The 25,691-nt window shown below is 73.5% G+C and carries 22 protein-coding genes; 5 read left to right on the forward strand and 17 right to left on the reverse strand.

From position 1 onward, the window contains the following. Positions 1-189 precede the first annotated feature (189 nt). Positions 190-1,884 (forward strand): FG-GAP-like repeat-containing protein, encoded by a 1,695-nt coding sequence (locus ACFVU3_RS08460; RefSeq protein ID WP_390064803.1) that lies wholly within the window; start codon positions 190-192, stop codon positions 1,882-1,884. A 73-nt stretch (positions 1,885-1,957) separates the two neighbouring features. Here ACFVU3_RS08460 and ACFVU3_RS08465 read toward each other — a convergent pair whose 3' ends face one another. After that, positions 1,958-2,794 (reverse strand): trans-aconitate 2-methyltransferase, encoded by an 837-nt coding sequence (locus ACFVU3_RS08465; protein ID WP_390064804.1) that lies wholly within the window; start codon positions 2,792-2,794, stop codon positions 1,958-1,960. Positions 2,795-2,955: 161 nt separating this feature from the next. Between ACFVU3_RS08465 and ACFVU3_RS08470 the strand changes: the two genes are divergently transcribed. After that, positions 2,956-3,453 carry a MarR family winged helix-turn-helix transcriptional regulator gene (locus ACFVU3_RS08470; RefSeq protein WP_030494707.1) on the forward strand — a complete coding sequence of 166 codons (498 nt, stop codon included), beginning with the start codon at positions 2,956-2,958 and terminating at the stop codon, positions 3,451-3,453. Here ACFVU3_RS08470 and ACFVU3_RS08475 read toward each other — a convergent pair. The 9 genes from ACFVU3_RS08475 to ACFVU3_RS08515 all read right to left on the reverse strand — a co-directional run bounded on the left by ACFVU3_RS08475 (position 3,412) and on the right by ACFVU3_RS08515 (position 15,726). Beyond that, complete coding sequence (locus ACFVU3_RS08475) at positions 3,412-4,182, reverse strand: LuxR C-terminal-related transcriptional regulator (protein WP_390064805.1); 771 nt, start codon at positions 4,180-4,182, stop codon at positions 3,412-3,414. The genes ACFVU3_RS08470 and ACFVU3_RS08475 overlap by 42 nt on opposite strands. Before the next feature lie 257 nt (positions 4,183-4,439). Further along, positions 4,440-5,588, reverse strand: a complete 1,149-nt coding sequence (gene galK, locus ACFVU3_RS08480; RefSeq protein WP_390064806.1) for a galactokinase — start codon at positions 5,586-5,588, stop codon at positions 4,440-4,442. Next, the gene (gene galE / locus ACFVU3_RS08485; RefSeq protein WP_390064807.1) at positions 5,585-6,577 is read right to left on the reverse strand and encodes a UDP-glucose 4-epimerase GalE; all 993 of its coding nucleotides are present in this window, start codon (positions 6,575-6,577) and stop codon (positions 5,585-5,587) included. The genes galK and galE overlap by 4 nt, the downstream gene beginning before the upstream one ends. After that, entirely contained in the window at positions 6,574-7,617 is a 1,044-nt protein-coding gene (gene galT, locus ACFVU3_RS08490; RefSeq protein ID WP_390064809.1) for a galactose-1-phosphate uridylyltransferase, read from the reverse strand. Before galT ends, galE begins: the two co-directional genes overlap by 4 nt. Before the next feature lie 144 nt (positions 7,618-7,761). Continuing rightward, positions 7,762-8,445 carry a LuxR C-terminal-related transcriptional regulator gene (locus ACFVU3_RS08495; RefSeq protein ID WP_390064917.1) on the reverse strand — a complete coding sequence of 228 codons (684 nt, stop codon included), beginning with the start codon at positions 8,443-8,445 and terminating at the stop codon, positions 7,762-7,764. Between the two features lie 171 nt (positions 8,446-8,616). After that, positions 8,617-10,548, reverse strand: a complete 1,932-nt coding sequence (locus ACFVU3_RS08500) for a PQQ-binding-like beta-propeller repeat protein (protein WP_390064811.1) — start codon at positions 10,546-10,548, stop codon at positions 8,617-8,619. Positions 10,549-10,561: 13 nt separating this feature from the next. Continuing rightward, the gene (locus tag ACFVU3_RS08505) at positions 10,562-12,397 is read right to left on the reverse strand and encodes a PQQ-binding-like beta-propeller repeat protein (RefSeq protein ID WP_390064812.1); all 1,836 of its coding nucleotides are present in this window, start codon (positions 12,395-12,397) and stop codon (positions 10,562-10,564) included. 112 nt (positions 12,398-12,509) lie between these two features. Next, positions 12,510-14,315: an ABC-F family ATP-binding cassette domain-containing protein gene (locus ACFVU3_RS08510; protein ID WP_390064813.1), complete on the reverse strand. Its 1,806-nt coding sequence runs from the start codon at positions 14,313-14,315 to the stop codon at positions 12,510-12,512. Between the two features lie 118 nt (positions 14,316-14,433). After that, complete coding sequence (locus ACFVU3_RS08515; RefSeq protein ID WP_390064814.1) at positions 14,434-15,726, reverse strand: acyltransferase; 1,293 nt, start codon at positions 15,724-15,726, stop codon at positions 14,434-14,436. Positions 15,727-15,939: 213 nt separating this feature from the next. Between ACFVU3_RS08515 and ACFVU3_RS08520 the strand changes: the two genes are divergently transcribed. After that, entirely contained in the window at positions 15,940-16,905 is a 966-nt protein-coding gene (locus ACFVU3_RS08520; RefSeq protein WP_390064815.1) for a hypothetical protein, read from the forward strand. On the opposite strand, the gene ACFVU3_RS08525 is transcribed toward ACFVU3_RS08520, so the two are convergent. The 6 genes from ACFVU3_RS08525 to rsmI form a co-directional block, all read right to left on the reverse strand. Further along, the gene (locus tag ACFVU3_RS08525; RefSeq protein WP_390064817.1) at positions 16,902-17,807 is read right to left on the reverse strand and encodes a 4-(cytidine 5'-diphospho)-2-C-methyl-D-erythritol kinase; all 906 of its coding nucleotides are present in this window, start codon (positions 17,805-17,807) and stop codon (positions 16,902-16,904) included. The genes ACFVU3_RS08520 and ACFVU3_RS08525 overlap by 4 nt on opposite strands. After that, a complete protein-coding gene (rsmA, locus tag ACFVU3_RS08530) occupies positions 17,804-18,676 on the reverse strand; it encodes a 16S rRNA (adenine(1518)-N(6)/adenine(1519)-N(6))-dimethyltransferase RsmA (RefSeq protein WP_390064818.1) in 873 nt (290 codons plus the stop codon). Before rsmA ends, ACFVU3_RS08525 begins: the two co-directional genes overlap by 4 nt. 86 nt (positions 18,677-18,762) lie before the next feature. Then, entirely contained in the window at positions 18,763-20,055 is a 1,293-nt protein-coding gene (locus tag ACFVU3_RS08535) for a ubiquitin-like domain-containing protein (RefSeq protein WP_390064820.1), read from the reverse strand. Positions 20,056-20,217: 162 nt separating this feature from the next. Further along, positions 20,218-21,087, reverse strand: a complete 870-nt coding sequence (locus ACFVU3_RS08540) for a TatD family hydrolase (protein WP_390064822.1) — start codon at positions 21,085-21,087, stop codon at positions 20,218-20,220. 44 nt (positions 21,088-21,131) lie between these two features. Further along, the gene (locus ACFVU3_RS08545) at positions 21,132-21,551 is read right to left on the reverse strand and encodes a hypothetical protein (protein ID WP_390064824.1); all 420 of its coding nucleotides are present in this window, start codon (positions 21,549-21,551) and stop codon (positions 21,132-21,134) included. Positions 21,552-21,724: 173 nt separating this feature from the next. After that, positions 21,725-22,570, reverse strand: coding sequence for a 16S rRNA (cytidine(1402)-2'-O)-methyltransferase (rsmI, locus tag ACFVU3_RS08550; RefSeq protein ID WP_390064826.1), 846 nt, complete (start codon positions 22,568-22,570; stop codon positions 21,725-21,727). 104 nt (positions 22,571-22,674) lie between these two features. On the opposite strand from rsmI, the gene ACFVU3_RS08555 reads away from it, so the two are divergent. Continuing rightward, positions 22,675-24,432, forward strand: coding sequence for a dolichyl-phosphate-mannose--protein mannosyltransferase (locus ACFVU3_RS08555; protein WP_390064828.1), 1,758 nt, complete (start codon positions 22,675-22,677; stop codon positions 24,430-24,432). 208 nt (positions 24,433-24,640) lie between these two features. After that, positions 24,641-24,883, forward strand: coding sequence for a hypothetical protein (locus ACFVU3_RS08560; RefSeq protein WP_390064829.1), 243 nt, complete (start codon positions 24,641-24,643; stop codon positions 24,881-24,883). A gap of 189 nt (positions 24,884-25,072) precedes the next feature. Here the strand turns inward: ACFVU3_RS08560 and ACFVU3_RS08565 are convergent, their stop codons facing one another. Further along, the gene (locus tag ACFVU3_RS08565) at positions 25,073-25,690 is read right to left on the reverse strand and encodes a hypothetical protein (RefSeq protein ID WP_390064831.1); all 618 of its coding nucleotides are present in this window, start codon (positions 25,688-25,690) and stop codon (positions 25,073-25,075) included. Position 25,691 lies beyond the last annotated feature (1 nt).

The following is a 25,691-nucleotide window of genomic DNA, read 5'->3' on the forward strand; positions in this document are numbered from 1 at the left end:
GCGCCGGATTTCCGGTGCGGGGCACCCTGTTCGAAATCCGTTCGCCTCGTTGTCGGCGGAGCGGGTTACACTCACGCACATATCCGGGGGGATGTTCGCCCCTCGCACGTCAGAACACGTGCGAAGGCGCCGCGAACCCGTCCGGGTCCCATTCTCTTTCGTTCCCCAGGGGGGGATCTTTTGCGTTCCGTGTTCTCCGGGCGTGGCCGCCGCGTCGCCGCGTGCACCGCTCTCGCCCTCTCCGCCGGCATGCTGCTGGCGACCCCGGCGTCCGCCGACACCGACCCGGCGCGCTCCTTCGCCGAGAAGCGCCAGACGGCCACCGACGGCCCGAAGAAGAGCCTGCCGCAGCCGGGCGCGACCCGCGCCGGCGCCCAGGCCGCCCAGGCCGTCTCGCCGCTCCTGTCCGACCTGGACAACGACGGCGCCGAGGACATCATCTACCGCGACGCGGACGGGTTCCTGAACGCGGTCGTCGGTGACATCACCTGGCCGTTCGGCGACTGGAGCGCCCCGGCGCCGCTGGACGTCGTCCCGATCGGCAACCAGGGCGGCGGCGCGCTGCCCGAGGTGCTCACGGTCTCGACGAACGGCACGCTGACCCTGTTCAAGGACAACAGCGAGACCGGCAGCGTCGACGCCGCGGGCGAACCGCGGGCCGGCGTCCGCGTGGGCGGCGGCTGGCAGATCTACAACAAGATCGCCTCGCCCGGTGACGTGAACAACGACGGCCGCGCCGACGTGATCGCCCGCACCCCGGCCGGTCAGCTGTACGTCTACATCGCCACCGGCGACCTCACCAAGCCGCTCGGCACCCGCATCCTCGTCGGCTCCGGCTGGGGCGCGTACGACCAGCTCGTGGGTCTCGGCGACGGCAACGGCGACGGCAAGGGCGACCTGTACGCCCGCGACACCACCGGCACCCTGTGGTGGTACACGGGCACCGGTGACAAGAACAAGCCGTTCACCACCCGCAAGGCCATCGGCGGCGGCTGGAACACCTACACCCAGATCGTGGCCGGCGGCCACGGCAGCCTGCTCGGCCGCGACCTCAACGGCACGCTCTACGGCTACGCGCCGAACGGCAACGGCACCCTGGCCCCCCGCGTGCGGGTGGGCGACGCGGGCGCCTGGTCGGACGCCGCCCAGATCGCCAACGCCGGCAGCATCCCGTACCTGGGCCGCGAAGGCGTCCACGCGCTGACCCCGGGCGGTTCCTGGTACTGGTACCAGAACACCACCACGGGCAAGCTGGCCCCGCGTCTGACCATCGACGACCAGAACTCGTTCGCGGGCCAGAACCTCTTCGGCCTCTCCTCGATGAACGACGACGGCGCGTCCGACCTCGGTCACGTCGTCAACGGCTACTTCTTCATCGACGGCTCCCAGATCGGCGCCGGCTGGGGCATCTACAACTCCATCGTCGGCCCGGGCGACCTGTCCGGCGACGGCAAGGGCGACATCCTCGCCCGCGACAAGAACGGCGTGCTGTACCTGTACAAGGGCAACGGCCTGGGCACCGCCCTGGCGACCCGCGTCAAGGTCGGCACCGGCTGGCAGATCTACAACAAGATCGTCGGCGCCGGCGACTACACCGGTGACGGCCTCACGGACATCGTGGCCCGCACCACCGGCGGCGACCTGTACGTCTACCCGGGCACCGGCAGCGCCACCGTCCCGTTCAAGACCCGCGTGAAGGTCGGCTCCGGCTGGGGCGCCTTCAAGCAGCTCGCCTCCCCCGGCGACCTGAACGCGGACGGCAAGGGCGACCTCATCGCCGTGAACGGCGCGGGCGAGCTGGTCCGCTACCTGAACACGGCCCCGTCGAAGTTCGCCTCCGCCAAGATCGGCACCGGCTTCCAGATCTACAACCGGATCGGCTGACGCCTCCCGGCACCCCTGGCCGCCCCGCACCGGATCCGTCCGGTGCGGGGCGGCCGCGTTTCCGGACGGGCGGTCATCCCGGCTTGCGGGCGACCGCGAAGACGCGGCGGAAGGGGAAGACCGTGCCGCCGGGGCCCGGGGGGTACGCCTCGTGGAGGAGGGCGCGGTACTGGGCGAGGAAGGCGTCGACCGCGTGCCGGTCGTCGCCGAGGGTGGTGAGGACGGGGCGCAGGGCGGTGCCCTTGACCCAGTCGAGGACGGCGTCCTCGCCCTGGAGGAGCTGGCAGTAGACGGTCTCCCAGACGTCGGTGGCGCAGCCGAGGGCGGTGAGGCGGGCGAGGTAGTCGGCGGGGTCGAGGATGTGGACGAAGCGCCGGCCCTGGTCGCCGAGGCGTGCGCGCCACTCGGGGAGGGCGCAGAGTTCGCCGAGGAGGGCGTGGCTGGGGGAGGTGAAGTTGCCGGGGACCTGGAAGGCGAGGGTGCCACCGGGGCGGAGTCCGTCGATCCAGGGGGCGAAGGACTCGGGGTGGTTGGGGACCCATTGGAGGGCGGCGTTGGAGACGATCAGGTCGTAGGGCTCGCCGGGGGTCCAGTGGGCGGCGTCGGCGGGGCGGAAGTCGAGCCAGCCGCCGCCGGAGGTGGTGCCGGCCCAGTCCTTCTCGGCCTGTTCGAGCATCTCGGGCGAGAGGTCGTAGCCGGTGATGTGGGCGTCGGGCCAGCGGTCGGCGAGGAGGGCGGTGACGTTGCCGGGGCCGCAGCCGAGGTCGGCGATGCGGGCGGGGCGTCCGTGGTCCGGGAGCCGCGGTATTCGGTGGAGGAGGTCGAGGAAGGGGCGGGTGCGGTGGGTGGAGTGGTGGAGGTACTGCTGCGGGTCCCATACCGGTGCGGCGACGGAGTGCGCGGAATACATGTTCGAAGCCCCCTTGCAGGCGATAGTCGGCCAAACGGAACCGGTTCCGGCCGGGTCCCTTCCCCGTTGCCCCGCCAACTATATCTTGATGTCAAGATTCATGACATCAAGAAACTCGAATGCAAGAGACTTTATGTCAACAGACCCACTACACTGATCACATGGAGGACGAGGTCGACCGGCTGGTCGCTGCATGGCGCCGAGAGCGCCCGGACCTCGACGTGGAGCCGTTGGAGGTCCTCAGCCGGGTCTCCCGGCTGGCCCGGCACCTCGACCGCGCCCGCCGGCTCGCCTTCTCGGAGCACCAGCTGGAGCCCTGGGAGTTCGACGTCCTCACCTCGCTGCGCCGCGCCGGAGCCCCGTACCAGCTCTCCCCCGGCCAGCTCCTCACCCAGACCCTGGTCACCTCCGGCACCATGACCAACCGCATCGACCGGCTCACCAAGAAGGGCCTCGTCGAGCGGCTGCCCGACCCCAGCGACCGGCGCGGGGTCCTGGTCCGGCTCACCCCCGAGGGGCGTGACCGCGCCGACGAGGCGCTCGCCGGGCTGCTCGCCCAGGAGCGGGCCATCCTCGCCCAGCTCTCCCGCCCGCAGCGCGCCGAACTCGCCGCCCTGCTACGCCGGCTGACCGCCCCGTTCGACAACGTCCCCGGCTAGCTCCGGCAGCGGCGCCGGGCCCACGCCCGCGCGCCGGGCCAGGGCCACCGCCGCCAGCGTCGAGTGGACGCCCAGCTTCCCCAGCACGTTCTGCATGTGCGTACGGACCGTGTGCGGGGAGAGGAAGAGCCGCTCCGCCACCGCCTTCCGGCCGAGACCCGCCACCATGCAGCGCAGCACCTCCCGCTCGCGCGGGGTCAGCGACTCCACCAGGCGCTCGCTCTCCGTCCGGTGCTTCCGGGCCGCCGTCAGCTCCCGCAGCACCCCCGTGAGCAGCGCGGGCGGCAGATGCGTCTCGTCCCGCAGCACCCCCCGGACCACGGCGAGGAGCCGCTGGAGCGAGCAGTCCTTCGCCACCCAGCCGGAGGCCCCCGCCTGGAGCGCGAGCGCGGCCCTGCGGGCGTCGTCCCGCTCGGCGAGCACCACCGCGCGGACCGCGGGCATCGCCTTCCGCACCCCCGCGACCAGCGAGATCCCGTCCACGGCGGGCTCCCCCTCCGGTCCGGACGGTACGGCCGCCGGGGCCGCGGGCACCGCGCCCAGGTCGGCGTCGACGAGCAGCACGTCGAAGCGGCGGCCCTCCGCGGCCCCCCGGTCCAGACAGCGCAGGGCGGCGGGACCGCTGCCCGCCGCGGCGACGTCGACGTCCGGCTCGGCCGCGAGCGCGGCCGCCAGCGACTCGGCGAAGACGCGGTGGTCGTCCACCACCAGGACCCGGATTCGTGCCACGGACACCCCCAAGTGTCGAGGAGAGACCGGCGCGGTACGGCGCCGGGGGCGGGTCCGTCGGGCGCACGGCCGCCGCCGTGTCCTGACTGCTACCCCGCTCCCGGCGCCGTACCCGACGGGTCTCGCCCCCTGAACGGCGCCGGCCCCCACCGGCGCTGCCCCACAGAGTAGGGGCGGGGCGGCGCCGTGGGGGCCGATTGGCGGAAGTGTCCGAAGTCGACCGTACGTGTGACCTGAAGGATCACGTACGGGCGACGTCAGAGGCGGCGGGCGCCCGCCGAGGGCACGGCCGGGAAGATCCCCGGCTCCGCGTACCCGGCGCCGGCGAACGCCTTCCGGACCGCCTCGCCGACCTCCTCCGCCCGGTCCGCCTCGACCAGGACCACCGCCGAGCCGCCGAACCCGCCGCCGGTCATCCGGGCGCCGAGCGCGCCGGCCGCGTTCGCCGCCTCGACCGCCAGGTCCAGCTCGGGGCAGGAGACCCGCAGGTCGTCCCGGAGCGAGGCGTGGCCCTCGGTGAGGACCGGGCCCACCGCGCGGGTCTCGCCGGCGTCGAGGAGGGCGATCACCCGGACCACCCGGTCGTTGTCCGACACCACGTGCCGGACGTACCGCAGGACCGTCCCGTCGCTCAGCCGGCCGAGGGCGGCGGGCAGATGCGCGGCGTCGACCTCGCGCAGGGCGCGCACCCCGAGCGCCCGCGCACCCGCTTCGCAGCCGGCGCGCCGCTCGGCGTACGCGCCGTCCCCGAGCGCGTGCTTCACCCGGGTGTCGACGACCAGCAGCGCCAGCCCCTCGGCGGCGAGGTCGAAGGGCACCTGACGGAACGACAGGTCCCGGGTGTCCAGGTGGAGGGCGTGGCCCTCCACCGCGCAGGCGGAGGCCATCTGGTCCATGACCCCGCAGGGCACTCCGACGAAGGCGTTCTCGGCGCGCTGGGCGATCCGGGCCAGTTCGGGGCGGGTGAGCCCGAGGCCGAAGAGGTCGTTCAGGGCGAGGGCGGTGACGACCTCCAGGGCGGCCGAGGAGGAGAGCCCGGCGCCGGTCGGCACGGTGGAGACGAGGTGGATGTCGGCGCCGCCGACCGGGTGTCCGGCCTCGCGCAGCGCCCAGACGACACCGGCCGGGTAGGCGGCCCAGCCGCCGCCGGAGAGCGGTTCGAGTCCGTCGACGTCGAGCTGGACGATGCCGCCGGCCCCGAAGTCGGCGGACCCGGAGTGCAGGCGCAGGACGCCGTCGTCGCGGCGGGAGACGGCGGCGAGGGTGGTGTGCGGCAGGGCGAGCGGCAGCACGAAGCCGTCGTTGAAGTCGGTGTACTCCCCGATGAGGTTGACCCGCCCGGGGGCGGCCCAGACACCGTCGGGGGCGGCGCCGTACAGCGCCTCGAAGTCGGCGGCGACGGTCACGCGCGGGCTCCTTCCTGCTGCCGGGCGAAGGCCCAGGCGTCGGTGACGATGGCGGCGAGATCGGGACGGGAGGGCGTCCAGCCGAGCCGCTCGCGGGCGGCCTCGGCGGAGGCGACCAGGACGGCCGGGTCGCCCGGCCGGCGGGCGGCGGCGACCTCCGGGACGGGGTGACCGGTGACCTTGCGGACGGTCTCGACGACCTCGCGGACGGAGAAGCCGTTGCCGTTGCCGAGGTTGCAGATCAGGTGCTCGCCCGCCGGCACGGTGCCCTCCGTCATGGCGTCGAGGGCGAGGACGTGGGCCTCGGCGAGGTCGGCGACGTGGATGTAGTCGCGGACGCAGGTGCCGTCGGGGGTCGGGTAGTCGTCGCCGTAGACGGAGATCGCCTCGCGGCGGCCGAGGGCGACCTGGAGGACGAGCGGGACGAGGTGCGACTCGGGCGCGTGGCGCTCGCCGAGCTCCCCGTACGCCCCGGCGACGTTGAAGTAGCGCAGGGAGGCGGCGGCGAGGCCGTGCGCGGCGCACTCGCCGGTGATCATGTGGTCGACGGCCAGCTTGCTCGCCCCGTACGGGCTGGTGGGCGCGGTCGGCGCGGACTCGGTGATCGGCAGGGTCTCCGGCTCGCCGTAGGTGGCGGCGGTGGAGGAGAAGACGAGCTTGCGGACGCCGGCCGCGCGCAGGGCGGCGAGCAGGGCCATGGTGCCGCCGACGTTGTTCTCCCAGTACTTCTCGGGCTGCGCGACGGACTCGCCGACCTGGGAGAACGCGGCGAAGTGCAGGACGCCGTCGTAGGAGCCGTCGAGCACGCGGGCGGCGTCCTGGATCCGGCCCTCGACGAACTCGGCGCCGGCCGGGACGCCCTCCCGGAAGCCGGTGGACAGGTCGTCGAGGACGGTGACCCGGTGGCCCCGCTCCAGGAGGTGGGCGGCGACCACGCTGCCCACATAGCCCGCCCCGCCGGTGACCAGGTACTTCTGGGAAGACGTCATGCGCTTGCCACCTCTCGGATGCGCCGGGCCGCGTCCTCCGGCCGGATGTCGTTCATGAACGCGCCCATGCCGGACTCGGTTCCGGCGAGGAACTTCAGCTTCCCGGAGGCGCGCCGGACGGTGAACAGCTCCAGGTGCAGTCCGAAGTCCTCCCGCCGCTCGTCCGTGAACGGCGCCTGGTGCCAGGCGGCGATGTAGGGCGTGGGCGGCTCCGCCGGGCCGAAGATCCGGTCGAAGCGCCTCAAGAGTTCCAGATGGACCTGTGGGAACTCTGTCCGCGCGGCCTCGTCGAGGGCGAGCAGGTCGGGCACCCGCCGGGTGGGGTGGAGGTGGACCTCGTACGGCCAGCGGGCGGCGTACGGGACGAAGGCGATCCAGTGCTCGGTCTCCAGGACCACCCGTTCGGCGTCGGCGCGTTCGCGGGCGACGAGGTCGTCGAAGAGGTTCCGGCCGGTGGTGCGGCGGTGCTCGTCGAGGCGGCGGCGCATCAGGGCCGTGCGGGGGGTGACGTACGGGAAGGCGTAGATCTGGCCGTGCGCGTGGGGCAGGGTGACGCCGATCTCCTGGCCCCGGTTCTCGAAGCAGTAGACCTGCTGGACGCCCGGGAGGGCGGAGAGGGCGGCGGTGCGGTCGGTCCAGGCGTCGAGGACGAGGCGGGCCCGTTCCTCGGTGAGGTCGGCGAAGGAGGCGGTGTGGTCGTCGGTGAAGCAGACGACCTCGCAGCGGCCGACGCCACCGGAGAGGGAGGGGAAGCGGTTCTCGAAGACCGCGACCTCGTAGCTCTCCTCGGGGATCTCGCTCTCGCGGCCGTCGCGGGCCGGGCAGAGCGGGCAGGCGTCGGCCGGCGGGAGGTAGGTGCGGCTCTGCCGGTGGGACGCGACGGCGACATGGTCGCCGGTCAGCTCGTCGAAGCGGATCTCCGAGCGGGAGGTGACGGGGGTGAGCGGGCGCGGGTCGACGGCGGTGCGGACGGCGTCGTCACGCGCGTCGTAGTAGATGAGCTCGCGCCCGTCGGCGAGCGTGGTGACGGTCTTCTTCACGGGGGTGCCCTCCGGGCGGGATCAAACAGAACCACGCACAAAGAATCACAACCGAACATCGGAGTCAATGGCGCGGCCCCGCGCCGCCCGGAAGCCGGACTCAACGCGGCGTGCGCTGCCCCGCGCCGCGCCCGGAAGCCGGACTCAGCGCGGCGTGCGCTGCCCCGGCACCGCCCGCTCCAGGAGCCCCGTCCGGGCCGCGAGCGCCGCCGCCTCCAGACGCGAACCGACCCCCAGCTTCATGAGCACCCGCTGCACATGCGTCCGCGCCGTGCTCGGCGCGATCCCCATCCCCGCCGCGATCAGCCGGGTGTCCTCGCCCTCCGCGACCCGCACCAGCACCTCCACCTCCCGGTGGGTCAGCAGCCGCAGCAGCCGCTGCGCCTCGTCGTCCGGCTGCGCCGCCGGGTTCAGCAGCTCGGCGAAGGCCCCCGCGAGGAGCTGCGGCGCCACCGCGGCCTCGCCCGCCCGCGCCTTCAGCAGCGCCCGCTCGACGCCCTCGATCCGCTCGTCGTGCCGGACGTACCCGGAGGCCCCGGCCGCGAAGGCCGCCGCGATCCCGCGCGGCGACGGGACCGGGCCCAGCACCACCACGGCCACCTGCGGGCGCTCCCGCTTGATCCGCGCGACCGGTTCGAAGGCCCCGGGCGCGGCGGGCGCGGCGGTGCCGAAGAGGCAGACCTCCGGCGCCCGGCCCACCACGACCTCCGCCGCCCCGGCCGTCGGAGCGGCCGCCGCGAGCACCCGGTGCCCGCGCAGTTTCAGTGCCGAGGCGAGCGCCTCCGCGAGCAGGCGGTGGTCGTCCACGACCACGAGCCGAACGCCCATCCCGAAATCCCCCATCCCCCGAGCGTGCCGTCCCCCGGCACCTCTGACCCGGCAAGCTACACGCTCCCCCGCCCCACGGTCCGTCAACCTCCGCGGCACGAACGGGGGACGGACACGGGAAGGGCCTCCCCGGAACATCCGGGGAGGCCCTTCCTGCGAGCGGTCGCGGGGTCAGTCCTTCGTGGCGTAGGACACCGCGTGGTACTTCTTGCCCAGGGAGCTTTCGGACTCCCGCGGCTTGTTCGCGTAGGTGGCCGAGATGAAGAACCGGCCGTCGGCGTAGAGGAGTTCCGCGCCCGTGATCGAGAAGCTGCTCACGATGTCCCGGTTCCCCTTGTCCGACGGGGTCTCCATCAGCAGGGTCTCCTTCATCGTGCCCGCGTTGACGGAGACGATCTGCCCGCCCTTGTCGTACGGGCCCACCTTGTACGCGATGATGTCGCCGCCGTCCATGCGCAGCGGCATCAGCGTGTACCCGTCGCCCGCGTCGGCCTTCTCGGGCGCGGTCCGGCCGGTGGCGAGGTCGAACGCGATGATCTCGTTCGTCTCGTCGCTGTACTCGCCGGTCGAGCCCTCGTGCTCCTCGGTCGGCACGTAGAGCCGGTCGTCGCCGACGAGGACCTGCCGGCACTCCTCCACCGAGGTGGCGCCGCACTCGGCCGCGTAGCGGTCGGCGCTGGCCGCGATCTTGGTGCGCAGCTTCCCGGTCTTCTCGTCGATGGAGAAGAAGTCCGAGATGCTGCTGCCGTCGTCGGCGGCGTCGCCGACGTTGGCCGCGACGACCAGCGGCTTGGTCGAGACGACCGACGCGTACTTCACGCCCGACGGCATCTTGAACTGCGAGAGCGGCTTGCCGGAGACCGGGTCCAGGTTCTGGACGAGGATGGTCTCGGAGCCGTACCTGCCGCACTTGCGGACCGCGACGAGGCCGGCGCCGCCGCCGTAGCCCATGTCGTAGCAGTTCTGGTCGTTGGACTGCGGCTTCCAGCGGACCTTGCCGGTGGCCGCGTCGAAGGCCGCGCCGCCGTCGGTGCCGCCGGCCGCGACGGTCCCGCCGCCGAGCGTCACCTCGCTGAAGCGGGCCTTCTCGTCACCACCGCCGCCGACCGAGGCGGACCAGAGCAGCTTTCCGGTGTTCAGGTCGACCATGCCGACCTGGTTGCAGCTCTGGTAGTAGCGGGGCGCGACGCGCTTGGACTCCTCGAAGAGGATCGGCACCTTGTGGTCGGCGGTCATGTGCCGGGAGGCACCGCAGACCTGGCCGGCCAGCGGAAGGGTCCAGGAGACCGTGCCCTTGGCGATGTCGTAGCCGACGACCGAGTTGACGCCCGTCTTCACGTACGTCGTGTCGGTGAGCCAGGAGCCGTCGACGGGCGTGGTGTCGGGCACCTTCGGCACGTCGATGCGGAAGGCCAGGCTCGCGCCGGTCTTCGCGCCCGGCTTCTCCTTGCCGTCGCCGCCGAGGCCGGAACCGCCGCCGGAGCCGCCGGCTGCGTCGCCGCCGCCGTTCGGGGACTGGCTGGTGCCGCCGGTGGGCTTGGCGTCCGGCGTGTCCGAGCCGGAGGTGGAGTACCAGATGCCGCCGCCGACGATCAGGGCGACGGCCACGACCGCCGCGATGATGATCTGCGTCTGCGCCGACAGCTTCTTCCCGCCGCCCGGCCCGGGGGCCGGGACCTGCTGCTGCGGCGCGGTCGGGTAGCCGTACGGCTGCTGGGGCTGGGCCGGGTAACCGTACGGCGGCGGCACCGGCTGCTGGTGCTGCTGCTCCGGGTACCCGTAACCGGGCTGCGGGGGCTGCTGCTCCGGGTAGCCGTAACCGGGCTGCGGGGGCTGCTGCTCCGGGTAGCCGTAACCGGGCTGCGGGGGCTGCTGCGGGTAGCCGTAGCCCGGCTGTCCCTGCGGCGGGGGCGTCGGCGCGCCGAAGCCGCCCTGGCCCTGGGCCGGGCCCTGCGGGGCGCCGAAGCCGCCCGCCGGCGGCGTGTGGCCGCCGGGGGGCTGCTGGGGCTGCTGGTAGCCGCCCGGGGGCGGGCCCGGCGGCTGGTTCGGCGGCGGGAAGCCGCCCGGGGGCTGGTTCGGCGGCGGAGGGGGTGGCTGGGTCATCGGTCCGCGTACCTCACTTGCTGAAGCCCATCATCGTCTTGGTCTCCTTCTCCTCGGCGTCGCTGGACGCCGAGACGCGGCCGGCCGCCACCACGAACGTGCCGTTGCCGTAGGCGTAGCCGGCGCTGAAGAAGCCGCTCTCGATCTGCGCGACCGAGACCGGGTGCTTGAGGAGGATCTTCGGCGCGCCGCCGGACGGGGCGATCGTCGCGACCGCGCCGCCCTTGTCGTACTTGGGCGCGACGTAGACCAGGACCTCGCCGCCCTCCATGCGCAGCGGCGTCATCTGCTGCTCCTCGGGCGCCTTCGAGCGCCACTTGGGCTTGCCGGTCTTCAGGTCGAAGGCGACGACCTCGTTGGCGGTGCCGTAGGCGGCCTCGGTCGCCATGTAGAAGGTGTCGCCGGCGGCGGCGACACCGGTGCAGCCCTGGAGGTTGCGGCCGAAGATGACGAAGCCGCCGCCGCAGCTCGGCGCGAACTTGTCCTTGCCGCCCTCGATCTGGGAGCGCACGGAGCCGTTCGGGTTGAGCGCGACGACCGACCACTTCTTCTGCTCGCGCTGGAAGGCGGAGACGACCAGCGGGTTCACCGAGTAGACCTTGTCGACCTCCCAGGTGGCGGCCAGCCGGTAGGTCCACTTGGGCTTGCCCGTGGCGGGGTCGACCTCGCTGACCGTGTGCTGTTCCTTGGCCGGGTCGGACGTGCGGCACTGGTTGGCCGCGATCAGCTTCGTGGCGTCGCCGGCGTACGCGTACGGCTTGCAGTCGCCGGTCGAGCCGGTGAAGACCTGCCGGCCGTCGGTGAGGGAGAAGCCGTAGGCGCTGCTGCTGCCGGCGGCGGTCACCGTGTTGCCGCCGATGGCGAGGGTGTTGTCGGAGAAGGCGAAGAGGCCGGTCGGCTTCGGGACGGCCTTCTTCCAGCCCGCCTTGCCGGTCTTGAGGTCGATCTGCTGGAGCATCGAGCACTTGGCGCCGTCCTTGGCGCTCTCCTCGTACCCGAAGACCATCAGGCCGTTGGCACCCGGCTGGGCCGGGGCGGCGCACAGCTGGAAGGGGACGTCGACCTGCCACTTCTTGCTGCCGTCGGCGAGGCTGTAGCCGGCGACGCCCTTGTACATGCCCTTCACGACGGTGTCGCCGACGATCCAGGGGCCGAGGACCTCGGAGCCGTTGCGGGGCAGGTCGACGTCGTTGGTGGTGAGGAAGTTGACCTTCGCCTCACCCTCCTGGCGGGCCGCGTTGAGGTCGTCCTCGCCGCCCTTGTCGCCGTCGCCGGAGCCGTCGCCCTGGTCGGCGGACTCGGTCGGCTTCGGCGCCGCGGTGGCGCTGGAGGTGCTCGCCGTCGGGTTCGCGACGGTCGGCTTCTCGTCGTCGCCCTTGCCGACGACCGCCCAGGTGGTGACGGCGGCGACGACCACGACGGCCGCCGCGACGGCCGCGACGAGCGCGGTGCGGTTCTTGAACGGGCCGCCGCCGGAGCCGCCGGCCGGGGCGGGCGCGGCCGGGTACATCGGCTGCGTCTGGCCCGGGTAGCCGCCGTAGGGGTTGGCCTGCTGCCCGTACGGGCCGGGCTGCTGGCCGTACGGACCCTGCTGCTGGCCGTAAGCGCCCTGCTGGGGCTGCTGCGGGTAGCCGTACGGGCCGGGCTGCGGGGCCTGCTGCGGGTAGCCCTGGCCGGGCTGGCCCTGCGGGGGCTGGGCGGGCGGCTGGGCCGGGGCCTGCGGCGGCGCCGGCGGCATCTGCGGCGGCTGGGCCGGCGTCTGCGGAGGGACGGGCGGCATGCCGCCCTGGTTCGGATCCTGGGGAGCTCCGAAGCCCCCCGGCGGCTGGTTGCTGGGCGGCTGGGTCATCAGCGCTTCCCCCTTGCTGTGAGCGGGTTTTCTTTCTACCACTCGCGGGGTGGCGCAAAAGCGACCGGTCCATCCCTTGTGCCCAAGGGAGGACCGGTCCGTGATGCCCTTGTTATGCGTTCTCGGCGAGTTCGAGCCAGCGCATCTCCAATTCTTCACGTTCTCCCGAGAGTTCGCGCAACTGCGCGTCGAGCTTCGCGACCTTCTCGAAATCGGTCGCGTTCTCGGCGATCTGCGCGTGCAGCTTCGTCTCCTTCTCGGAGATCTTGTCGAGCTGCCGCTCGACCTTCTGCAGCTCCTTCTTCGCGGCGCGCGCGTCGGCGGCGGAGACGCCCCCCGAGGGCTGCGCGGCCGGGGCGGCGGGCGCCGGGGCGGCCGCCTCGATCATCCGCTGCCGCCGCTCCAGGTACTCGTCGATGCCGCGCGGCAGCATCCGCAGGGCCCGGTCGCCGAGCAGGGCGAAGGTGCGGTCGGTGGTGCGCTCCAGGAAGAAGCGGTCGTGGGAGATGACGACCATGGAGCCGGGCCAGCCGTCGAGGAGGTCCTCCAGCTGGGTCAGGGTCTCGATGTCGAGGTCGTTGGTGGGCTCGTCGAGGAAGAGGACGTTCGGCTCGTCCATGAGGAGGCGCAGCAGCTGGAGGCGGCGGCGCTCGCCGCCGGAGAGGTCGCCGACCGGCGTCCACTGCTTCTCCTTGCTGAAGCCGAACTGCTCGCAGAGCTGTCCGGCGGTCATCTCCCGGCCCTTGCCGAGGTCGACCCGGTCGCGGATCTGCTGGACGGCCTCCAGGACGCGCAGCTGCGCGGGGAGTTCGGTGACGTCCTGCGAGAGGTAGGCGAGGCGCACGGTCTTGCCGACGACGATCCGGCCGGCCGGCGGCTGCTTCTCGCCCTGGGTGACGGCCGCGTCCGCCAGCGCCCGCAGGAGTGAGGTCTTGCCCGCGCCGTTGACGCCGACGAGGCCGACGCGGTCGCCGGGGCCGAGCTGCCAGGTGAGGTGCTGGAGCAGCGTCTTCGGACCGGCGGTGACGGTCACGTCCTCCAGGTCGAAGACGGTCCTGCCGAGGCGCGCGTTGGCGAACTTCATCAGTTCGCTGGTGTCGCGGGGCTCCGGCACGTCCGCGATGAGCGCGTTGGCCGCCTCGATGCGGAAGCGGGGCTTGGAGGTGCGGGCGGGGGCGCCGCGCCGCAGCCAGGCCAGCTCCTTGCGGACCAGGTTCTGCCGCTTGACCTCCTCGGTCGCGGCGATCCGCTCCCGCTCGGCCCGGGCGAAGACGTAGTCGGAGTAGCCGCCCTCGTACTCGTAGACGTCACCGCGCTGCACGTCCCACATGCGGGTGCAGACCTGGTCGAGGAACCAGCGGTCGTGGGTGACGCAGACGAGCGCCGAGCGGCGGTTCTGGAGGTGGCCGGCGAGCCAGGCGATGCCCTCGACGTCGAGGTGGTTGGTGGGCTCGTCGAGGACGAGCAGGTCCTGGTCCTCGATGAGCAGCTTGGCGAGCGCGATGCGGCGCCGCTCGCCGCCGGAGAGGGGGCCGATGATCGTGTCGAGGCCCTGCTCGAAGCCGGGCAGGTCGAGGCCGCCGAAGAGCCCGGTGAGCACGTCGCGGATCTTGGCGCTGCCGGCCCACTCGTGGTCGGCCATGACACCGATGACCTCGTGCCGGATGGTGGCCTTCGGGTCGAGCGAGTCGTGCTGGGTGAGGATGCCCAGGCGCAGCCCGCCGCTGTGGGTGACGCGGCCGGTGTCGGCCTCCTCCACCTTGGCGAGCATCCGGATGAGGGTGGTCTTGCCGTCGCCGTTGCGTCCGACGACCCCGATCCGGTCCCCTTCGGAGACGCCGAGCGAGACCCCGTCGAGCAGGGCACGGGTGCCGTACACCTTGCTGACGTTCTCGACATTGACCAGGTTGACGGCCACGTTGACTCCAGTACGGGGGATCGATCGACGTCCCAGGGTACGTCCCCGCGCGGCCGGGGCCTCGCGTCGTCGGTCCCGGCCCCGGAGGCCGCCGCCCCGCGCGGAGGCCGGGCGGCCGTCACCGGGACCGGATCCGCCCCGCCCGTTCCACCAGGAGCCAGCCCGCCAGGGCCAGGGCGACGGCCGCCGGGGCCGTGACGGGGACGGCTATCAGGGTCGCCGAGTGACCGTCGAGGAGCCCGGCGAAGCCCGTCAGGGAAAGGCCGAGGACGCCGAACAGGGCCAGGGTGATGCCGAGGGCGGCGAGCGGCCCGCCGGTGCCGGTCGCCGGGGCGGCCGGGACCGGGGCCTCGAAGCGGCGGAAGACCGCGACCAGCAGGGCCGTCAGCACGCCGGCCGCCGCGAACCGCAGCGGGACCTGCGCCCACCAGCCGCCCGAGGCCGGGGCGGGGAGGTCCGCGCCGAGGCCGAGCACCGCCCCGTACACCGCGAGCATGGCCGTCAGGTGCCACAGGAACGCCGTCATCGCGATCCCGTTGGCGGCGACGACCGTCCGCCACACCCCGGCGCGGGCGACGAGCCGCGCGCCCGGGCCCTTCAGCAGCTCGACCGCGCCGACCAGCCACAGGCCGTGGCAGAGCAGGGCGAGGGTCGGCGGCGCCATGTTCGACACCTTCTCCCCCGGCATGCCCACCATGGACAGCGGGTACGGCCCGAGGGCGACCAGCGCGGTCGCGCCGGCGAGGCCCGCGCCGGCGAGCAGGGCCGGGCGGCCGATCATGCCGTCGGCGCGGAGGAAGCCGAGCTGGTGGACGGCGAGCCACACGAACGCGAAGTTCAGGAACTCGACGAAGGGCACGTCCGCCGCGAACCGCAGCACGTCCACGGCGACCGCCCCGCCCGCGAGCGCGGCGAACGCGCCCCAGCCCCAGCGCTCGTGCAGCCGCAGCAGCGGCGGCGTGAAGGCCACCATCGCCAGGTAGATGCCGATGAACCACAGCGGCTGCGTGACCAGCCGCAGCGCGACCCCGGTGAGACCCCCGTCCGCACCGGAGAGCTGGAGCAGCAGCGCGGCCACGCCCCACACCCCGACGAACACCATCGTCGGCCGCAGCAGCCGCTGGAGCCGGGCCCGCAGGAAGGCCGCGTACTGGGGCCGGGAGCGGTGGGCGAGGGCGTGCGAGAAGCCGCCGACGAAGAAGAACACCGGCATCACCTGGAACGCCCAGGTCACCACCTGGAGTTCGGGCACGACGGCGAGCAGGTTCCCGACCTGTCCGTCGGCGCCGACGGCCGCCATCAGCCAGTGGCCGAACACGACGACGGCGAGCGAGGCGACCCGGAGCAGATCGACGTACCGGTCACGCGTCGCGGGCGTGGCGGCGGCGAGTTCGCGTGCGCTGATTCCCATGGGGGTACGGTCCCGCGCCCGCCCGGCGGGGAACAGGGCGCGGATACTCAGCCGGCCGCTGAGTACCGGCCCGGGCCCGGGCGGAGGCAGTGCCAACCGGCCCCATGCCGTCGGCCACGCGGGCGACCTCGCGGCCGGGGCTGCCGGGAGCCGTGGCTGACGAGCCGTCATGTTCTCTTCGGACCACCCGCCCCCCCATCCGAGGAGAGACCCATGCCGAGACGCCCACGCCTCGCCGCCGCCGCCGGCGCCGCCGTCGCGCTCACCGTGCTCGCCGCCGGCCCCGCGTCGGCCGGCGACCCGACCGTGACCGACCCCCGCGTCGTCGCCCGCTTCGACTTCGCCGCGGGGCAGACCCCGGAGAACATCGCCCTGGAGCCCGACGGCTCCGCCGACGTCACCTTCGCCTTCTCCCGCCAGGTCGCCCGCGTCACGAAGCGGGGCGACACGACGATCCTCGCCACGCTCCCCGAGGTGCCGGGCGCGCAGACGCCCGTCGGCGGGGCGGTCGTCCTCGGCATCGCCCGCGCCCACGACGGCACCCTGTACGTCACGTACGTCACCGGCAAGAAGGAGACCGGCATCTGGCGCGTCCGGCCCGGCGGCGCCCCGGAGCAGATCGGCTTCTTCCCGGCCGACGCCTTCCCCAACGGCCTCGCCCTCGACGAGGAGTGCGGCACCCTCTACACGGCCGACACGCGCCTCGGCAGGGTGTGGAGCCTCCCGGTCACCGGCGGCGAGCCCACCGCATGGGCCACCGGGGCCGCGCTCGAACCGACCGCCGAGATCCCCTTCGGCGCCAACGGCCTCAAGGTCCACCAGGGGGCCGTCTGGGTCTCCAACACGGCCCACGGGACCCTGCTGCGCATCCCGGTCCGCGAGGACCGCACCGCCGGCCCCGTCGAGACCCGGGCGACCGGGCTGAACTTCATCGACGACTTCGCCTTCACCGGCCACGGCGACACGGTCCTCGCCGCGCTGATCATGGACGACAAGGTGGAACTCGTCCGGCCCGACGGCACCCACAGGACGGTGCTCACCGGGGCGGACGGCCTCGACGACCCGACCTCCGTGGCCGTGCGCGCCAAGACCGTCTACGTGAACAGCGCGGCCTTCTTCACCACGGTGGACCCGGACCCGAACCTGCTCCTGGCCAGGATCTCCAAGAACAAGCTCTAGGCGTCCCGGAGGACCGTCGCGCCGGGCGCCGGGGACGTCGCCGGGCGCGCCGTCCGGCAGGTGCCGGAGGCGACGAGGGCGGCGGCGACCGCGACCGCGCTCTCCGCGTCCTTGACCAGGAACGCCGTCGTCGGGCCCGAGCCGGACACGAGGGCCGCGAGGGCGCCCGCCTCCGTGCCGGCCGTCAGGGTCGCGGCCAGCGACGGGCGCAGGGAGAGCGCCGGGGCCTGGAGGTCGTTGGCGAGGGCGCCCGCGAGAGCCGCGGTGTCGCCGGTGCGCAGGGCCTCCAGGAGCGCCGGGGACGCGGCCGGCCCGGGGACCTCGACGCCTTCGGTGAGGCGGTCGAACTCGCCGTACACCGCCGGGGTCGAGAGCCCGCCGTCGGCGACGGCGAACACCCAGTGGAAGGGCCCCTCCACCGGCAGCTCCGTCAGCCGCTCGCCGCGGCCGACGCCGAGCGCCGCGCCTCCGACGAGGCTGAACGGCACGTCGGAGCCGAGCTCGGCGCAGATCTCCAGGAGCACGTCACGGGGGGTGTCGAGGCCCCACAGCGCGTCGCAGGCGAGGAGGGCGCCCGCGCCGTCCGCGCTGCCGCCCGCCATGCCGCCGGCGACCGGGATGTCCTTCCGGATGTGCAGGTGCACGTCCGGGGAGAGGCCGTGCCGGGCGGCGAGCAGCTCGGCGGCGCGGGCAGCCAGGTTGGTGCGGTCGAGCGGCACCTTGTCGGCGTCGGGGCCCTCGCAGGTGATCGTCAGCCCGTCGGCGGGGACGGCGGTGACCTCGTCGTACAGCGAGACCGCGAGGAAGACGTTGGCGAGGTCGTGGAAGCCGTCGGGGCGGGCGGCGCCGACGGCGAGCTGCACGTTGACCTTGGCCGGGACCCGTACGGTCACGCCGTTCATGCCTTCGCCTCCGCGATCCGCGCGAACTCCTCCACCGTCAGCGACTCGCCGCGCGCCTGCGGGGAGATCCCGGCCTTCACCAGCGCCTCCTCGGCGGCGGCGGGCGAGCCGGCCCAGCCGGCGAGGGCGGCCCGGAGGGTCTTGCGGCGCTGTGCGAAGGCCGCGTCGACGACGGCGAAGACCTCCGCCTTGGTGGCGGTCGTCGCGACCGGTTCGGCGCGGCGGACCAGGGAGACGAGGCCCGAGTCGACGTTGGGCGCGGGCCAGAAGACGTTGCGGCCGATGGAGCCGGCGCGCTTGACGTCGGCGTACCAGTTCGCCTTGACGGAGGGGACCCCGTAGACCTTGTTGCCCGGCCCTGCGGCGAGCCGGTCGGCGACCTCGGCCTGGACCATGACGAGGGTCCGCTCGATGGTCGGGAAGCGGTCCAGCATGTGGAGCAGGACGGGCACGGCCACGTTGTACGGGAGGTTGGCGACGAGCGCGGTCGGCGCCGGGCCCGGCAGCTCCTGGACGAGCATGGCGTCGGAGTGGACGAGCGCGAAGCGGTCCTGCCGCTCCGGCATCCGCGCGGCGATCGTCGACGGCAGCGCGGCGGCCAGGATGTCGTCGATCTCGACGGCGGTCACCCGGTCGGCGGCCTCCAGGAGCGCCAGGGTGAGGGAGCCGAGCCCGGGCCCCACCTCGACGACCACGTCGTCCGGGCGGACGCCCGCGGTCCGGACGATGCGCCGGACGGTGTTGGCGTCGATGACGAAGTTCTGGCCCTTCTGCTTCGTGGGGCGCACGCCGAGGGCGGCGGCCAGCTCACGGATGTCGGCGGGGCCGAGGAGGGCGTCGGGGCCGTCGGGGCCGGTGGTGGTGCTCACCGGTACAGCCTAGGCCCTGTCCGGCGCTGGTCCGCCGGACAGGCCCGGGCCCGTCCGGCGGCGGGCGGCCGGGCCGGGCCCGCCGCTCAGCCGAAGAGCCTGCGGCCGCAGTGCGGCCAGGGGCCCGCGCCGCGCTGGACGTACAGCTTCTTCGCGCGGAACGTCTGCTCGGCGGCGGGCGCGTCCTGGGCGACGCCGGTGCCGCCGAGGGAGCGCCACGTACCGGGGTCGAACTGGTAGAGGCCGCCGTACGTCCCCGACGGGTCGACGGCGTTCGGACGGCCGCCGGACTCGCAGGCGGCGAGGGCGCCCCAGTCCAGGCCGTCGGCGCCGGCGACGGAGGCGGGCAGCGCGCGGGTGCCGACGCGGACCTTGCGGGAGACCGGCTCGCGGACGATCTCCTCGCCGGTGCGGCGGGGCTTCTGCCGGACGCCGTTGACGGACCGGAGGTGGTACGTGATCCGGCGCAGGCCCGGCACGCCCTGCCGTTCGACGACCTCGGTGCCGGCGAACAGGCCGGGGTCGCGGACGCGCTCGACGGCGTAGGGGACCGCCTCCTCGCGGGTCTGGGTGGAGCCGGTGATCCGCAGCACGGTGATCGTCTGGCCGTCGCGGGGGAACGCCTCCCGGGGCACCGAGGTGGTGTCCTCGCCGCCGAGGGTGATCCCGGCCTCGTCGAGGGCCTCGGCGACGGTGGCCGCGTTGGTGCGGACGGTCCGCTCGCGTCCGTCGGCGAGGAAGGTGACCGCGCGTTCGGTGCGGACGTCGAGGGCGAGGCCGCCGCGGGAGATCGCGGCGGAGCGGGAGACCGACAGATGGGCGCCCTCGGCGCGGACGCCGAGCTGCCGCAGGGCGCCCTCGACGGTGTCGGCGGTGGTCCACACCTGGCGGCGGTGCCCGTCGAGGGTGAGGGCGACCGGCCGTCCGTACCGGAGGACGATCTCGTCGCCGCTGGCCAGCGGCTCGCCGGGGGCGGGGGCGACGAGGTCGTGCGCGCCGACCGCCAGGCCCTCGTCGGCGAGGAGCTCCTCCACGTCGTCGGCGAAGGTGTGCAGGGTGCGGGGGACGCCGTCGACGGAGAGCCGGACGGCCTTGTCGTCGGCGACGAAGGCGGTGGTGCCGCCGGCCAGGAAGGCGACGACGAGGGCCTGCGGGACGAGCCGGCGCAGCCCGTCCCCGGCGGGGCGGGCGGTCCTGCGGCGGCGGGCCCCGCGCCGGCCGGCGGCCCGGCCCTGCGCGGGGACGGGGGCGGGGACGGGGGCGGGGGCCGGGAAGGGCCCCACGGCGAGGGGCGCCGCCTGGGTGGGCTGCTCGTGGACGGGCAGCGTGGCCGCCGCCCCCCGCCGTCCGGCGCGGTGACTGCCCTGGGAAGTGCTCACGAGGCCGGGACCCTAGCCCCGGCGACGGTCACTCTCCAAAACGACGCGACTACCTCGCGTAACCGTTATGGATCGGTGATGCGCGGCCGCCGGGTCCCGGCCGGTCGCCTCCGGTCGCGCTCGGCCGTGTCCGGTCCCGGCCGGTCCCGGCCGGTCCGCCGGTCAGTAGTCGAACGCGCGGGCCGTGTTCACCGCGAGGGCCTCGGCCATCGCGTTCTCGTCGATGCCGCGCACCTCCGCCATCGCCCGGACGGTGACCGGGATCAGGTACGGGGCGTTGGGGCGGCCCCGGAAGGGCGCCGGGGTGAGGAAGGGGGCGTCGGTCTCCACCAGGACCAGCTCCAGCGGGGCGACCGCGAGGGCGTCGCGCAGCGGCTGGGCGTTCTTGAAGGTGACATTGCCGGCGAAGGACATGTAGTAGCCCTTGTCGGCGCAGATCCCGGCCATGTCGGCGTCGCCGGAGTAGCAGTGGAAGACGGTCCGCTCGGGGGCGCCCTCCTCGTCGAGGACGCGCAGCACGTCGGCGTGGGCCTCGCGGTCGTGGATGACGAGGGTCTTGCCGTGCCGCTTGGCGATCTCGATGTGGGCGCGGAAGGAACGCTCCTGCGCGGCCATGCCCTCGGGGCCCGTGCGGAAGAAGTCGAGGCCGGTCTCGCCGACGCCGAGGACGTGCGGGAGGGCGGCCAGCCGGTCGATCTCGGCGAGCGCGTCGTCCAGCGCCGCGTCCCCGCCCGCGTCCCTGGCCCCCTGCCGGGACCAGCCGTCGGGGTCGCCGAGGACGATCCTCGGAGCCTCGTTGGGGTGCAGGGCGACGGCCGCGTGCACGTTCTCGTACCGCTCCGCGGTCTCGGCGGCCCACCGGGAGCCCTTCACGTCGCAGCCGACCTGCACGACCGTCGTCACGCCGACGGCGGCCGCCCTGGTCAGGGCCTCCTCGACAGTGCCCGACTGCATGTCCAGATGGGTGTGCGAGTCCGCGACCTCCACGAGGAGGGGTTCGGGCAGCGGCGGCGGGGCGTCCTTGGCACTCATGGCCCCGATCGTACGAGGGCCATGAGCGGGTCCGCGCGGCGGTTTCAGTGGCGGGAGCGGAAGGGGTGGAGCAGGTCGGAGAGGTGCCAGTGGTGCGGGACCGGCGCCCGGTCCTCGTCCCCCTCGGTCAGCTCCTGCCCCATCGGCCCGGCCGGCGAGACGGGACTGGTCTCCTTGGATCCGCGCCCGTGGTGCTCCATCGCGGCGATCAGGTCGAGCACGGTGGACACCTGGCCGGCGCGCATGATCCGCACCACGTGTCCGCCGCAGTTCATGCAGGTCGGGTTCGAGAGCGGGGAAGGAACCCGCTCCCCGTCCGCCTTGTACACGACGAACGCCTGACCGCGCGCGTCCGTGTGGTGCTCGATCTCGTAGGACTGCTCCCAGCCGTACCCGCACCTCATGCAGGCGAAGGCGTACGCCTCATGCGCGACGGGCGTTCCGGTGCCGGTGGTCTCGCTCATGCCAGCTCCTCTCCACTGGGTCCAGTGGACGCCTTTTCGGGCCGGAGCGCATCAGCACGGAAGAAAGCATGGAGCGGTTTTGGGCGTTCCCTTGCCAAGCGCCCTGTGAAGACTCCCGGCGCCGGATTCGGCTTTGCCTTAAAGATTAGTCCTTTACCGTTCGCAGGGCCTTTTCACGACGCGTTCTTTGCCGCCACGACGGCATCGAAGACCTCCCGCTTGGGCAGGCCCGCCTCGGCGGCGACCGCGGCGATGGCCTCCTTGCGCCGCTCCCCCGCCTCCTCGCGCACCCGCACCCTGCGCACCAGCTCGGCCGCGTCCAGCTCCTCGGGGCCGGTCTCCGGGGCGCCCTCGACGACGACCGTGATCTCGCCGCGCACCCCTTCCTTCGCCCAGGCCGCCAGCTCGGCCAGCGGGCCCCGCTTCACTTCCTCGTACGTCTTGGTCAGCTCGCGGCAGACGGCGGCGCGGCGCTCGGCGCCGAACACCTCGGCCATCGCGTCGAGGGTGTCGTCGAGCCGGTGCGGCGCCTCGAAGTAGACGAGGGTGCGCCGCTCGCCGGCGACCTCCTTCAGGCGGCCGAGCCGCTCGCCCGCCTTCCTCGGCAGGAACCCCTCGAAGCAGAAGCGGTCCACCGGCAGACCGGAGAGCGCGAGCGCCGTCAGCACGGCGGAGGGGCCGGGGACCGCGGTCACCTTGATGCCGGCCTCGACGGCGGCGGCGACCAGCCGGTAGCCGGGGTCGGAGACGGACGGCATGCCCGCGTCGGTCACGAGCAGTACCCGGGCACCGCCGGCCAGCGCCTCGACCAGCTCGGGCGTCCGGGCCGACTCGTTCCCCTCGAAGTAGGAGACGACCCGTCCCGTGGTGTGCACGCCCAGGGCCCGGGTCAGGCCGCGCAGCCGGCGGGTGTCCTCGGCCGCGACGACGTCCGCGCCCTCCAGCTCGGCGACGAGCCGGGGCGGGGCGTCCGCGATGTCGCCGATGGGGGTGCCTGCGAGTACCAGCGTTCCTGTCACCCGCCCATCCTCCCAGCCCGCAACGGCCCCCGCCGACCCCGGGCGGGCGACCTGCGCGGGCCCGGTCCCTACGCGCGCACAGGCGCAGTCCCTACGATGGCGCGGTGACCCGAACCGCACCCGAGGCCCTGGAGGGCCAGCACCCCATGGCGAAGACCGTGGCCGAGCCCTCTTCGTGGCAGCTCCGGCTGCGTCGCTTCGGCTACCGTCCGCCCGCCACCGGCACGCTCTCCATCGGCACCAGGGACCGGCTCGACCCGCCGTACACCCGGCCCTCGCAGCGCGTCACGTCGCTGCTCGGGCTCGGCCCGGCCGCCGCCGACCGGGTCTGGCGGCTCGCCGCGTGGGGCGGGCCGCTGCTGGTCGCGGCCGTCGCGGGCGTGCTCCGGTTCTGGAACCTGGGCAAGCCGCACGCGGTGATATTCGACGAGACGTACTACGCCAAGGACTCCTGGGCCCTGATCAACCAGGGGTACGAGGGGGCGTGGCCCAAGGACATCGACAAGACGATCCTGGCGAACCCCGACTCGGTCCTGATCCCGACCGACCCCGGCTACGTCGTCCACCCGCCGATGGGCAAGTGGGTCATCGGCCTCGGCGAGAAGATCTTCGGCTTCGAACCGTTCGGCTGGCGGTTCATGGTCGCGCTCCTCGGGACGCTCTCCGTCCTGATGCTGTGCCGGATCGGCCGCCGGCTCTTCCGCTCCACCTTCCTCGGCTGCCTCGCCGGCCTGCTGCTCGCCGTCGACGGCCTGCACTTCGTGATGAGCCGCACCGCGCTCCTCGACCAGGTGCTGATGTTCTTCGTGCTGGCGGCCTTCGGCTGCCTGGTCCTGGACCGGGACCGGACGCGGAGACGGCTCGCCGCCGCGCTCCCCGAGGACGACGAGGGCGTGCTCCGCCCCGACGCGGAGATCGCCGAGACCCTGCGGCTCGGCTGGCGCCCCTGGCGCATCGCGGCCGGCGTGATGCTGGGCCTCGCCGCCGCCACCAAGTGGAACGGCCTGTACGTCATGGTCGGCTTCGGCCTGATGACGGCCCTGTGGGACGTCGGCGCCCGCCGCACGGCCGGCGCGGTCCGCCCGTACCTCTCGGTGATCAAGAAGGACGTGCTGCCGGCGTTCGTGTCGGTGGTGCCGGTGGCGCTGGCGACCTACCTGGCGACCTGGACCGGCTGGCTCGTCACCGACAAGGGCTACTTCCGCGACTGGGCCGCCAAGCAGGACGCGCTCCCGAACGGCGGCGGCACCTGGTCCTGGCTGCCCGAGTGGCTGCGCAGCCTGTGGCACTACGAGACCGAGGTCTACAGCTTCCACGTGGGCCTGACCTCTCCCCACACGTACGAGTCGAACCCCTGGTCCTGGATCGTCCTCGGCCGCCCGGTCTCCTACTTCTACGAGTCCCCCGCCCCCGGCACCGCCGGTTGCCCCGCCTCCGCCGGCGAGAAGTGCGCCCAGGAGATCCTCGCCCTCGGCACCCCGCTCCTGTGGTGGGCCGCCTGCTTCGCCCTCGTGTACGTCCTCTGGCGCTGGGCCTTCCGCCGCGACTGGCGGGCCGGCGCGATCGCCTGCGCCGTCGCCGCCGGCTGGGTCCCCTGGTTCCTCTACCAGGAGCGCACGATCTTCCTCTTCTACGCCGTCGTCTTCGTCCCGTACCTGTGCCTCGCGGTCGCGATGATGATCGGCGCGATCATCGGCCCGAAGGGCGCCACGGAGAAGCGCCGCACCTTCGGCGCGGTGGCGGCGGGCTGCCTGGTCCTGCTGATCGTCTGGAACTTCATCTACTTCTGGCCGATCTACACGGCGACCCCGATCCCGATGGACCAGTGGCGGGCGCGGATGTGGCTGGACACGTGGGTCTAGCTGCTCAGACACCCCGGGACGACGAGCCGGGCGACGGGCCTCACGTGTCAGCCGACCGTTCTCGGTCTCGCCCCCTAGGACACGGTTTTAGTTGATTCCGAACCAACTGGTTTACCTCATCTGCTCATCCATGCCCCTCCATTTGACAAATGGAGTGCTCCGGACAAACGTGGGCAACGAGTACCGCACCCGTGGAATCGAGCACATCATGACCGGAACCACGAAGACCAAGAGGATCGGTGCCGCACTCGCCGCCACGGCGGCCGCCTTCGCACTGGGCGTCGGTGGGGCCTCGATCGCGGAGGCCAAGATTCAGCCGGTGGACATCTCCTGCACCAACAACGGGGGCCACGAGCCCGGCGGCCAGCAGCCGTCCTGCAAGGGCAGTTCACTGACTCAGGAGTCCGAGAACCAGAACCCCGCAGGCCACGCTCCTCGCGGCCACAACTGACACTCACGCTCCCCCCAGAGCCCTCTAGCGGCCTCTTCGATCGCGCCGTCGAGCGCGGTGGAGGGGCCGAACCAGGTGGCGGACACCCCCTCGTGCCGAGCGGCGAGGGCCGCGCTCGAAAGCCGATCTCGCCGCGCGGACGTGAGAAGAGGGCGCGACCGGTGGTCGCGCCCTCTTCTCCTTCCCCGCCTACTTCCGGGGGGTGTCCGCGGGGAGCGTACACCGGGCCGCCTCGTGGGCCTGTCCGGCGGCGATCTCCGCGAGGCGGCGGAGGTCGTCGAGCCGGTCGGCGGGGACGGGGTCGCGGAGCTGGACGGAGGTGCTCAGGCCGGCGTCGGAGTACGGCAGGCACGCGGAGTAGACGGCGGCGACCTTGGGCGTGGAGGTGGTGAAGGCCCAGCGGCCCGCGTCGAAGGGCTCCGCGGAACCGGCGGAGACCATGTCGAGCACCTCCTTCTCCCACCCCTTCTCGGTCGGTCCGCCCTGCATCTCGGTGCGGACCGTGAGCAGCCGGCCGTCACCGCGGATGAAGCACCGGGAGCTGTGGTAGATGTCCCGGGGGTCGGTGGAGCGGCGCTCGCCCTCCTCCCGGGAGATCCGGTACGAGGGCGCGTACGGCAGGATCCGGTTCAGGATGTCCGCCGCCTCCTGCGACTCGCCGAACGAGGGGCAGAGGCCGGCCGCCTCGATCGTGCCCCGCGGCTTCTTGAAGGGCGGGGTGTTCGTGGCATGGCTGATGCCCGCCCAGGCGGCGGCCAGCGCCAGGACGACGAGCGCGACGATGCCGCGCTTCTTCGTCAGCTTCATG

The sequence above is a fragment of the Streptomyces sp. NPDC058052 genome (assembly GCF_042885515.1).
Classification (GTDB): domain Bacteria; phylum Actinomycetota; class Actinomycetes; order Streptomycetales; family Streptomycetaceae; genus Streptomyces.

What these genes read in the sequence shown, in the direction of transcription:
- ACFVU3_RS08465 (WP_390064804.1), bottom strand. Translation starts at nt 2,794, where the DNA reads ATGTATTCCGCGCACTCCGTCGCCGCACCGGTATGGGACCCGCAGCAG.
- ACFVU3_RS08470 (WP_030494707.1), top strand. Translation starts at nt 2,956, where the DNA reads ATGGAGGACGAGGTCGACCGGCTGGTCGCTGCATGGCGCCGAGAGCGC.
- galE (WP_390064807.1), bottom strand. Translation starts at nt 6,577, where the DNA reads ATGACGTCTTCCCAGAAGTACCTGGTCACCGGCGGGGCGGGCTATGTG.
- ACFVU3_RS08495 (WP_390064917.1), bottom strand. Translation starts at nt 8,445, where the DNA reads ATGGGCGTTCGGCTCGTGGTCGTGGACGACCACCGCCTGCTCGCGGAG.
- ACFVU3_RS08500 (WP_390064811.1), bottom strand. Translation starts at nt 10,548, where the DNA reads ATGACCCAGCCACCCCCTCCGCCGCCGAACCAGCCCCCGGGCGGCTTC.
- ACFVU3_RS08505 (WP_390064812.1), bottom strand. Translation starts at nt 12,397, where the DNA reads ATGACCCAGCCGCCCAGCAACCAGCCGCCGGGGGGCTTCGGAGCTCCC.
- ACFVU3_RS08515 (WP_390064814.1), bottom strand. Translation starts at nt 15,726, where the DNA reads ATGGGAATCAGCGCACGCGAACTCGCCGCCGCCACGCCCGCGACGCGT.
- ACFVU3_RS08520 (WP_390064815.1), top strand. Translation starts at nt 15,940, where the DNA reads ATGCCGAGACGCCCACGCCTCGCCGCCGCCGCCGGCGCCGCCGTCGCG.
- ACFVU3_RS08525 (WP_390064817.1), bottom strand. Translation starts at nt 17,807, where the DNA reads ATGAACGGCGTGACCGTACGGGTCCCGGCCAAGGTCAACGTGCAGCTC.
- ACFVU3_RS08540 (WP_390064822.1), bottom strand. Translation starts at nt 21,087, where the DNA reads ATGAGTGCCAAGGACGCCCCGCCGCCGCTGCCCGAACCCCTCCTCGTG.
- ACFVU3_RS08545 (WP_390064824.1), bottom strand. Translation starts at nt 21,551, where the DNA reads ATGAGCGAGACCACCGGCACCGGAACGCCCGTCGCGCATGAGGCGTAC.
- ACFVU3_RS08560 (WP_390064829.1), top strand. Translation starts at nt 24,641, where the DNA reads ATGACCGGAACCACGAAGACCAAGAGGATCGGTGCCGCACTCGCCGCC.
- ACFVU3_RS08565 (WP_390064831.1), bottom strand. Translation starts at nt 25,690, where the DNA reads ATGAAGCTGACGAAGAAGCGCGGCATCGTCGCGCTCGTCGTCCTGGCG.